Origin of the sequence: Flavobacterium praedii (assembly GCF_026810365.1) — a bacterium.
In the GTDB taxonomy this organism is placed as follows: domain Bacteria; phylum Bacteroidota; class Bacteroidia; order Flavobacteriales; family Flavobacteriaceae; genus Flavobacterium; species Flavobacterium praedii.
On record NZ_CP113948.1, the window covers coordinates 587549 to 598714 of the forward strand.

3 protein-coding genes are annotated in these 11166 nt (G+C 32.7%); all 3 read left to right on the forward strand.

Annotation, left to right across the window (positions count from 1 at the left end; translation table 11 throughout):
• Positions 1-7: 7 nt before the first annotated feature.
• From OYT91_RS02595 to OYT91_RS02605, 3 genes are read left to right on the forward strand one after another with little or no spacing between them, the layout of a single operon-like run.
• Positions 8-5905, forward strand: a complete 5898-nt coding sequence (locus OYT91_RS02595; protein WP_281239386.1) for a hypothetical protein — start codon at positions 8-10, stop codon at positions 5903-5905.
• A 43-nt stretch (positions 5906-5948) separates the two neighbouring features.
• The gene (locus OYT91_RS02600; protein ID WP_281239387.1) at positions 5949-10433 is read left to right on the forward strand and encodes a leucine-rich repeat domain-containing protein; all 4485 of its coding nucleotides are present in this window, start codon (positions 5949-5951) and stop codon (positions 10431-10433) included.
• A gap of 3 nt (positions 10434-10436) precedes the next feature.
• Positions 10437-11153 (forward strand): LolA3 family protein, encoded by a 717-nt coding sequence (locus OYT91_RS02605; RefSeq protein ID WP_489886106.1) that lies wholly within the window; start codon positions 10437-10439, stop codon positions 11151-11153.
• Positions 11154-11166: the final 13 nt, after the last annotated feature.

Sequence of the window (11166 nt, forward strand, 5' to 3'; positions counted from 1 at the left end):
GATCAAGATGAAATTAAAATATACATTAGTTTTTAGTATTATAAGTTTTTTTATTACAACGATTGGGTTTTCTCAGGAACTTAGTGATCAGGAGATTGGATTTGATGTGGCAAGAACGACGATTATGCTTAAGGAGCACGGGGTGAAAGATCTAGACCTCATCCATAAGATTACCATGATGCGAGACATGCAACTACGCCAATATTTGGAGATAAAAAAGGTTGAAAACGGTATTTTGCAGAAAATAAAGAATGAAGTATCAGCAAGACCGAAAACTGGGAGGTTGCAGATTGTTACAGACATACCTGCCACAGAGAAAGTAGCCTTAAAGGCTTTGTACGATAGTACTGGTGGGGATAACTGGAGTAATACAGTTCGAATCGAAGGTGTTTGGGATTTTTCAAAGCCTGTGACTTCTTGGAATTGGCAGACTAGAACAGGATGGTATGGAGTTACCGTAAACAATGAGGGGCATGTTGTTAACATATCTTTAAATAGCAATAATTTAAATAACTTAAATGTAGTATTTCCTAATCTTGACAGTCTAACCTCTTTGGGGATACTTGAATTAGGGGATAATCCTTTGACCGGTTCTTTAACTAATTTACAGCACTTGACTTCTCTTAAATCTTTAGGTTTGAGTAGGACTAATTTCACAGATACTCTTTTGCCTATAACTTCTCTTATAAATTTAGAAAGTCTATCTATTACATATTGCGATAATATTACTGGCTCAATTCCTGATGAGTTTTATAGTCTAAAAAACTTAATTTATTTAAATTTTGATCAAACTAATGGGTTAAGAGGAGGTTTGTCCTATAAAATAGGTGATTTGATGAGTTTAACTTTTTTACAGTTAGGTCAGAATTTAGGGGGAAAATTTCCTTTAGAGATTTGTAATTTGTCAAAACTAGAATATCTCTTACTAAATAATACAGGTATGACGGGTGTTTTGCCGTCAGAGATTGTAAATTTAAGAAATTTAAAACAATTAGACCTTCTTAATAATGGATATTTAACTTGTAATTTAACAAACGGGATATGTAACTTGATAAAACTTAATTTGTTACATATTTCAGGTAATTCTATAGGAGGGATTATTCCTCCTGAGATAGCTCAGTTAAAAGAACTCAGGAGCCTTATACTTGGTCATAATTTTACCGGTAAAATTCCTACAGAGATTGGTCGGTTAAGTGAACTTGAAACGTTATGGATTGGGTCTAATAAATTGGAGGGAGTTATCCCTTCGGAAATAACTAATTTAAAAAAATTAAATCTATTCTGGATTTTTAGAAATAAATTCCGTTTCATAGATTTCGTAACAGAATTTCAAGCTTATAAAACAAAATTAGGAAGTGCTTTTGATTATTCTAATCAATCCAAGATCAACACCCTAGAAGCCATCACTAAACCGTCTGGTCAGTCAGTAGATCTCAAAATGTATGCAGATGGAGATACTCGGTATTTGGTAGATGACACTTATCAATGGTTTAAAAATGGTAATGCAATTACTGGTGCAACCAGTAGTGAGTATACCATACCTAGCCTGTTATCAACAGACACAGGAACATATACCTGTAGATCTTACCATTTAACAAATCCAGACATGTCGCCATTGGTGTTAGAGCGCGAGCCAATTACATTAAAAGTAATTAATAGTTGTATCTCAGGCACAATAGAAACCCCGAAACCAGCAACAACAGTAGACGGCATAACAGTAACTTTCAATACCACTGCAACTGGACTTACTTATGAATGGCGGTTTTATTATTTAAATGGGACTACAAGTGGTGAAGTATTTACCACACAAACAGCCAATAGAAGATTTCAAGATGCTGGGATTTACAAAGTAACTCTAGATGTAACAGACGCAACAGGCTGTAAGGCTCATTTTGAGAAAATGGTTACCGTAACTCACTTATGTACAATAGCAACTGGGGAAATAAAAATCAATCCTTCTAGAAAAGATGATTTAGTAGTTGTTGGTTATCCTATTAAATTTAATTCTGAAATAGTAAATGCTATCGCAACAAGCTACGATTGGACATTTTATAACCTAGATGGAACAATAAAAGAAAATATAAAACCACTTCCGCCTTATTCAACTGAAATAGCTCAAACTTATACGGCCACAGGAAGTTACAAAGTGACACTTAGTTTTAAGGATTTTTTTGATTGTCCTACTACTTTTGAGAAAATAATCAATGTAGTTGATACTTGCGAAATTCCAGCTGAAATAAGTAATCGGTACTATATATCTATTGCAAATACCAACTATTATGAAAGTAATGTAAAAGTTCCTGTTAATTCTCCATTGCCTATTTCATTCGATGGATATGTACAACCAGCTAGTGATAATATTTATAGTTGGAAATTGTATAACTCAAATGGAGATTTGGTCGAAACAAGTACACAGTCGCATTTTACAATTTCAATAGCATTACTTGGAGAGTATAATTTAGAATTACAAATGACAGACTATTCAGGTTGTTCAGCCAAATATTTTAGAACTATGAATGTAGTTGATATTTGTACTTTTACCGAAGATTCTCGTGCTGGATCTATTTATGTAACAGATAATTATTTTAATGTTCCTTCTGTGAAAATAAATGAGCCTAAAGAATTAAATTTTAGATTTTATTCTGGATCAGATGTAAATATTTCTTATGAATGGCAGTTGTATGATCCTAGTCTTAATTTAATTAGTACTAGCAATCAAAAGATATTTCCATTTGTTCTTACAACAGGGGGACTTCACAAAGTTGTATTACTACTTAAGGATAATGTCAAAGGTTGTACTACAGAACTTACAAAGAAAATATTATGCACAATAGAGAACAGCTGTACTGAATTGAATCCTAAATCAGTAACTGTGAAAGTTTTGTATTTTAATTTGTTGAATAATCTTATGTCAAGATCTTTTGAAGGGGAGACTGATGATCAAATTAATGCTAGTGAAGCTTCTCCAGAATTGATAGCTTTAAAGCCCTATATTACCAATGGTACAGGTGATAAAATATATAATTATAAAACTACAAGAAATGGGGAAGGTGAAACTTTAAGAGATGGGAGTAATAATTATATCACACAAATTGATTTTTCATTTGCTCCAAATAGAGAGTATGATGTTCATCTTTCTTTTCCATATGGAACAGAACGTCATGATCCTCATGATTTTGATATTTATTTTGATTTAAGTCAATATATAGCTTCTGAGGATTATTTAGTTACTTGTTATGAACAGAACTGGAGTAAAAAAACAAATAAAAGCAGAGTTATATTACTAGCTGAAGATTGTACATTAGAATCAGAAGTTCGATATATTGATTTTTGTCCAACAGATTGTAAAGCAATAGAAGGGACACTCAGCACTTCTGCAGTTACACCATTTATAAATACAAGTGTCAAATTTTCATTTGAAACAACAGCAACAAATTTGACTTATAATTGGACGGTTACCAATGCTGCCAATCAAACGCTAGATACAACTTCAAATAACAGTAGGTTTTATAGTTTTATCGGAACTGCATTGGGTGATTATACAATTAGTTTGAAAGTTATAGATGATAAGAATTGTTCTAGTGAGTTTACCAAATCTATTTCGGTAGTAGCAGCGCCAATTTTGGTTGGTTGTACTACACATTTTAATTTTAATTTTAAATTGCCTGATAACAAGCCTGTGTATGGTGGAATTACTTTGGATCTTGAATCTAGGAAAAATATAGCAAGAGGAGTAGCAGTATTTTTGTCTCAGAATGTAAATAAGAAACTTTTTATTACCACATTTGATGACAGTTCTGGAGGTCCTAGACTTCTTAAAAATAATTTTGAAATTACCACTGCTCCAGGACCTGTAATTAATAATGGAACTTTTGAGGTATATGATGATGTTACCAGATATATTAGGTTACAGGATGATAATTATAATAATACCTTTTCTACAATTTCAAACGGTATTTCAAGTAATACTCAAATTAGCAACATTGACGTTTCGTTTTTTATCATTTCGGATGATAAATACAGTGATATAAATTCAGTTAAAACTGCCTATCAAAATTTGATAAGCTCTACTAAAACAAAGAAAATATTTTTTGTTTTAGTACAAGAAGGACAATTTAAAAATTTTGCTACCAATACCTTTTTATCTCCTTTAGAATTTATAACACAAATAAAGGGTTCAACCCCGGTTGATTATTCAGCTACCAATAGTATTTATACTTCTGATTATGTTATGTTTTCAAAAGCCCAGGTTGCAGATATAGGTTTTCAAAACGTTTTTAAAACATTTTTAGATAAATCATATGATGAAGCCAAAAGGAAAAAATGTGTAACAGCCAGTTGTGTAGCGACCAATCCAAATGCGCAGGTTGTGAAAGGGTTGTTTATAAATTTAGTTAATAAATTGCAAAGCCTTCCTGCAGGGACGGTAACGAATGGTTATACTTGTGCTGAATTAGTTGCTTTAACTCCTTTTATTACATTTCCAAATCCAGCAATTTACAATTACAATCAGGGATCATTTTCTTTTAGTAATCTTGTAAATAACAATGATGTGTTTATGGGAGCTAATGCTCAAGTTACAGATGTCAATTTAGAGAGTTATATTGATTCCGAAACAGAGACAAATTTTATTGCAAAATTTGGATCTATAGAAAAAGGATGCAGTGTAAAACATATTAATTTTTGCCCAGAGAAATTATGTACTCCAATTGAAGGAGTCCTAAAATCTACTCCACAAGTTCTAAACGCAAAGGTAAATGCGAGTTTTTCTCTAGAAACGCTTGCTACAAATTTAACTTACGACTGGACTTTTTATAATTTAGACAATACTACAGTATTAGCTAAAGCTACAACTGCTCTTGCATCACAATCTTTTAGTGGAGCAGGAAGATATCGCGTGGTCTTAAATGTTAAGGATGACAAAGGTTGTGAGACTCCTTTTGAAACTTTTACAACAGTGCTACCAGCGTGTACACCTATAACAGGAGTTATTAAAATAGGTTCAGGATCATCGCCAACACCAACGCCTACTCCAGCACCAACACAATCATATTGGTATCAAGCAGTGCATCCGATTGGTCATACAGGTACAGATTATGTAATTTATATTGATGGCAATGGAGTTAAACAAACTTATACTTTAACTAGAACAGAGTCTGGTTATAATGCTCCTTGTACTGAAATTATTGCATCGAGTATAGTCAATCATTCAGGTGTAATACCTTGTGTTTTGAGTTGCAATGAGTACGAAATTGTTGGTGGTACCAATGGTAGAACAGTATCTTTTACAAACTGCGATGGTATGAGCCAGACGGTTATTGTGCCAGCAGGAGATTCTTTACCGGTTTGCTCAAGAATGGTTATTGGCGGAGCAACTTTAATAGGTCCTTGTGATGCGGGTTCTGTAACTACACCAAATCCAACCCCAACTCCAGCACCAACTGCACTAATTGGCTTTTCAAATGTAGGTGTATCAGAAAGTTTTCCGGGTAATTCATACCCTAATGGTGGAAATTTCTTGTATGCTATAGGACACGCAGATATCAAATTGGATGGTTTAGGAATTGTAAAAGGGGATTCAGTTACAATAGAATTTCAATATTTTTCTAGTTTCACACCAACTCATTATTATAATATAAGTTATTCAGGGGTAAATAACGCTTTCGTTCCATTACCACTTTATACGCCTTCAAGTATTACTATTGTTTATAATGGTATTGATAAAACGATTGGAATCAATCTTTTATCTCCATTTTCACAATTCTTAAAATCCAATACATCAGGAACGGCATCGCTTAGAATTGTTTCTGTAAATGGTGCATCTATGCAAATTGATACAAATAATAATTCTTTACAATTAATATCTCCTGCAACAGCCGGTATTGGTGTTACTTTTAAAAAATAAATGAGACAAAATACGATTCTATTAAAATAATACACCCATAAACATGGTAAACGATATTAAAATAAAGAAATACTGGATCCTTACTTTTTGTATGGTACTGTGTTCATTGGCAACTTTTGCACAGGATTTGAGTGATCAGGAAATAGGGTTTGATGTTGCTCGAGTAACCACATCTCTAAAAGAACATGGAGTAAAAGAGCAAGATCTGGCCCGTGAAATTAATCAATTTCGTGGTATGCAAAAAAGTCAGTATTTGGAGTTAAAAAAACGAAAAGATGCTCTTTTTAAAAATATTAATGAAAGACAAAGTACTAAGTCTATAAGCAATCGATCAGTTCAAGAAACTGATATACCAGCTTCAGAAAAAGCAATATTGCAACAATTTTACAATATGAGTTCATATAATGATAATTGGACTGGATGGGATTTTTCAAAACCAGTAACTTCTTGGGATGAGGCTACACAAACAGGTTGGAAAGGTGTTACTGTAAGTAATGGAAATATAGTGTTTTTAGTTTTGGGACCTGATAGTAATTTACAAGGGAATTTGCCAGATGAAATAAATCAACTATCGAAGCTTGAAGGACTTATGGTTGTGGCTTATAGGAATAGTTCTTATGGATCAATACCATCCAGTATTGGTGATTTAACTAACCTTAAGTACTTGCAATTACAAGGTTTTGGTTTGACTGGTGCGATACCTATTAGTATTGGTAAGCTAACTAATCTAGAAGAATTGATTCTGGCAGGAAATTTTTTAAATGAACCAATTCCTTCTGAAATTGGTAAATTGACAAAACTTACAAATTTGAACCTAAACTGGAATCCATTAACAGGTACTATTCCTAATGAAATTGGTTTTTTAACTAAACTTACATATCTAGGTTTAGGAAGTACACAATTAACGGGTTCAATTCCATCGAGTATTGGGAATTTATCTGAACTTATTAACATGGAAATTTGTTATAATGATTTATTATCTGGGACAATTCCTGCCGAAATTGGTAATTTAAAAAAACTAAAACTTCTTTATTTAAAAAATAATGATTTACATGGTGTTATTCCTGTCGAAATTGGTAATATGACAGATTTAGAAAATGTTCATTTGGAGTCAAATCAATTAGATAGTGTTGTCCCTAGTAGTTTGAAAAATTTATCAAATTTACAAGTTTTTTTTATTTCAGGTAATAAATTTCGATTTGCTGATTTGGATGATTTTTATGTTGATTTAATAAATAGTAATGTAGCATTTGATTACGCCTATCAAGACAAAACAGATAAGGAAGAAACAGTTGCAGGTAGTATAGGTAAGCCTTTTACTTTATCAATGTATACTGACGGTAGATTCACTCCTGAAGATACTTATCAATGGTATAATGGCTATTCACCAAATGGAGAATTAATAGAAGGAGCAGTTAACAGAGAATATGTAATTTCAAATTTGAGCGAAGAAGATTTAGGAGTTTATTATTGTATTTCTAAGAACACCAAAATGACCAAAGATGGGGAGTTTGGCAAAAATCTTACTTTAGAAAGAAACCAAATTACAATAGAAGTCCTTAACTGCACCCCAAAAACAGGAATATTAAAGTTACCTACTGAGCAAGTTGCTGTTGGTCAAACCGCAAAGTTTTCCTTTGAGCAAACAGCTGGAACCTCGGTCAATGGCGAAGTAGTAAACTATAAATGGACAATTACAGATATTGCAGGTCAAACAGTGAATAGTACCACTACTACTGTTGGAACGCATTCGTTTGTTTTTACTACAGAAGGGAAATACAATGTAAATTTGGTAGTTACTGGCGCTGATGGTTGCGAAGCTACATTCGCTCAGGAAATGACTATAGTACCAGAAAAAAAATGTCTAAATGAAAATATCTCCTTTTCATTTGAGACTACAGCTCCCAACTTAAGTTATGTTTGGACCAGTACCAATGCTACAGGAGAAGTTGTAAATTCTTCAATGGCCAGTGCATCGAGTCTTTATAATGTATCGTTTTCAGTTCCAGGGGACTATTCCATTACAATGGTAGCTACAGATATGGTAACACAATGTTTTGAAACGTTTACTAAAAAAGTGACAATAGAATCTTGTGCCCCTACCAATTGTATGGTTCATTTCAATTTCAATTTTAAAATTCCAGATATGGCTTTTGGAGGTAAATATTTAAATTTAGGTTCCAGAATGAATATTGCCAATGGAGTTGTGGATTTCCTTAAAGACAATAGGAATAGTAAATTGTTTGCGACCACATTTGACATGACCAATAAAGGGGTAAATGCAGTCGTAGTCAATAAAGAAATTACGGTAAGTCCAGGAGATGTGTACAAAGTTGGAACGGCGAATGAGATTTCTAATAGTACGCCAACGGTAATACGAATTCAAGACAACAGTTATAGTAATACTTTTTCGACTTTGATTAATAGTGGTATTTTGAAGAACACTTCATTAAAAAAAGACGATCTTGATGTTTCGTTCTTCATTATTTCTGAAGATAACAATACTTCTACCCTCGATGGAGCCAAAAATGCTTACCAAGATTTATTGGCTTCTGGTAAAGCAAAAAAAATATTTTTTGTTTTGGTGGAAGAAGGGAAGTTTACTTATGTAAAAGCTAAAAGAAAAATAATTATTACACCAGTCCAATTTTTAACTGAAATTATGGGTTCAACACCTGTTAATTATTCAGTGTCAAATTCGATTTTAAATTCTGATTTTGTTCAATTTTCGACAGCGGATATTGCCAAGGTTGGTTTTAAAAAAGTGTTTAGCGATTTTTTACAAAAAGGATATGATGAAGTTACTTCTTTGTGTTCAAATGTCGAATCGTGTACTAAGAAAAATGTGAATACACCCGTACTTAAAGGTTTGTTTTTAACCTTAGCAAATAAGTTAAAAGATATTCCTGCTGGTGTGGATGCTAATATTTATGCAAGCAAAGAATTGGCTGCCTTATCACCATATACGGTTGAAGCAAAACCAATAATTTATAATTTCATTAATACAAGCAGTACCATAAGTTTTTCCTTTTCGAGCGCAAGTTCAGAAAATGATGTACAGTTGCCAAAACCTCTTTCGGGTAACATTTTGGATATTGATTTGAAACAATATACAGATGCTGCTACTATTACACCTGTTAAAACTATTTTTAGTGATGGCAAAGTTGATGAGTTAAATAGTTTTGTGAGAAATATTGATTTTTGTGTTGAGAAATTATCTTGTGTGTCTCACGTGGCACTTGTGATCGATGAATCAGGTTCAATTGATTTAACAGAGATTAATAAAATCAAAAAACAATTAAAAGGGTTTGTTTACCAACAAGCTTTGACTAATGAAAAAATAGGATCTAATATTTACATTTCATTAACTGGAATGTCTGATAGCGATGCTGATACCAGAACGGATTTTATTGAGCCAATTAAAGTGTCTACTGATCCATCTGTTTTAAATAAATTTTACACTTGGATTGATGATCTGGGATCTAGAAATGGACAAACAGGAGTTAGTGCAGGATCAGATTATTGGAACAGTGGACTGAATAGAGCAATAAGTTATACTTTGAAACCAAATGCAGTTATTATGATTACGGATGGTTGTCAAACGGCAAATGCTACGCTACTTCAAAGCACTATGAAGAATTTTAATAATGCTAAAGGAAGCAGTCCTGATTTACCCCATTTGTATGTCGTAGGTATTGAAAATGGTTTTTATGTAGATAAGCCATCAACTGGAAAAGTTCTGGATCGTAACGAAGATCCAAATTATAATACGGCATTGCAAAAAAGAAGTTTGACTGCAAAAGTAGCAGCTAGATTAACTAAGTCTTTACAGTATTTATTAGGATTTAGCGATACTGAGTTTCCGGTATCAAGTATAAGTGACTTTAAAAATGGAACTTATTTTGGTCATGATAACTTTAGTTTATTGGCTTCAGATGAAACCTATATTTCAGACAAAATAGCAGATAGTCAGATTGTATGTGGTGTTTCGGCTGTCAAGGATTTTTGCGATGATTGTTTTTCTTTCAAACCAGAACCGGATCATGAATATTTATTGAGCGCATGGGTTAAAGAGGAATCTTTTGTTCAAGTTAAGTCTTATACAAATTCTGTAATTAATATTGTGTTTTATAGACAAAAAGAGGCTTTAGATGTTCCGGGGCAAATAATAGCTACAGTAGTTGCTGATCCTTCAGGGGAAATTATCGATGGTTGGCAAAGAATTGTGAAAAAAATTAAAGTCCCACATGATGCGATAACAATTGGTTTTGTTTTAGAGAACAAAAGTCCTAGTGTTCCTGTGTATTTTGATGACATTAGAATTCATCCCCTAAATGGTAGCGTAAAGTCATTTGTTTATGACCCTGAAACCTTTAAACTAATGTCAGAATTGGACGAAAATAATTACAGTACTTTTTATGAGTATGATAACGAAGGCGGGTTAGTTCGTGTGAAAAAAGAAACTGCCAAAGGGGTTAAAACAATTCAGGAGACACGTTCAGGAAACGTAATTAATACAGATAAATAAGGTATGTTTTGCAAAAAAATATTTTGTGTTTGGTTGGTGTTTTATTGTTGTTTTGGCCATGCACAAACAGTGAGCGCAGTTTTTAAAAAATTAGGGCAGCAATACAGTGTTGCCAAGCCGCTTCAGTATCAGTCAAAATATGTTTTGTATAAAGATTTTGATTCTAAAAAAATAGAGGAAAGCTATAAAGGAAGTTTTTATAAAAACAGCCAAAATGAAATCTATATGAAAATTGGGGAAACAGAAATTTTGAATTCAAAATCGGTAAATCTTAAGATTAGCCATCCGGAAAAAGCTATAGAGATTTCAAATCCGATCCCTACTTATTTTGGCGATTTTGATATGAAGCCTTTATTAGAATTGTGCAAAATTGATAAATTCATTGATTACAAGTCATATTGGGAAATAACAATGAGTGCAAAGCCTTTTTCGAGTCTTCCCTATTCCAAAATCATAGTTAGAGTATCTAAAGCTTATTTTTTACAAAAACAGGTTTTTTATTACAACACAGCTACTAATTTTTCGCAGGATTTTAAAAAACCAGATGTGCATTATCCGAGATTAGAGGTGATTTATGCAAATTATAACAGAAATGCAATTAATGCTTCGGTTTTTAAAAACAGCACTTATTTTACTATTTCAGGTAAAGGTGGTATCGTTTTGTCCCAGAGGTTAAAGAAGTACGAGATTGTAGATCAAAGAAATAATTCCAATAATTAAAATAAAAAATAGA

Excerpts from the sequence above, each read along its gene's own strand:
- OYT91_RS02605 (WP_489886106.1), top strand. The coding sequence starts at position 10,437 with ATGTTTTGCAAAAAAATATTTTGTGTTTGGTTGGTGTTTTATTGTTGT.
- OYT91_RS02600 (WP_281239387.1), top strand. The coding sequence starts at position 5,949 with ATGGTAAACGATATTAAAATAAAGAAATACTGGATCCTTACTTTTTGT.
- OYT91_RS02595 (WP_281239386.1), top strand. The coding sequence starts at position 8 with ATGAAATTAAAATATACATTAGTTTTTAGTATTATAAGTTTTTTTATT.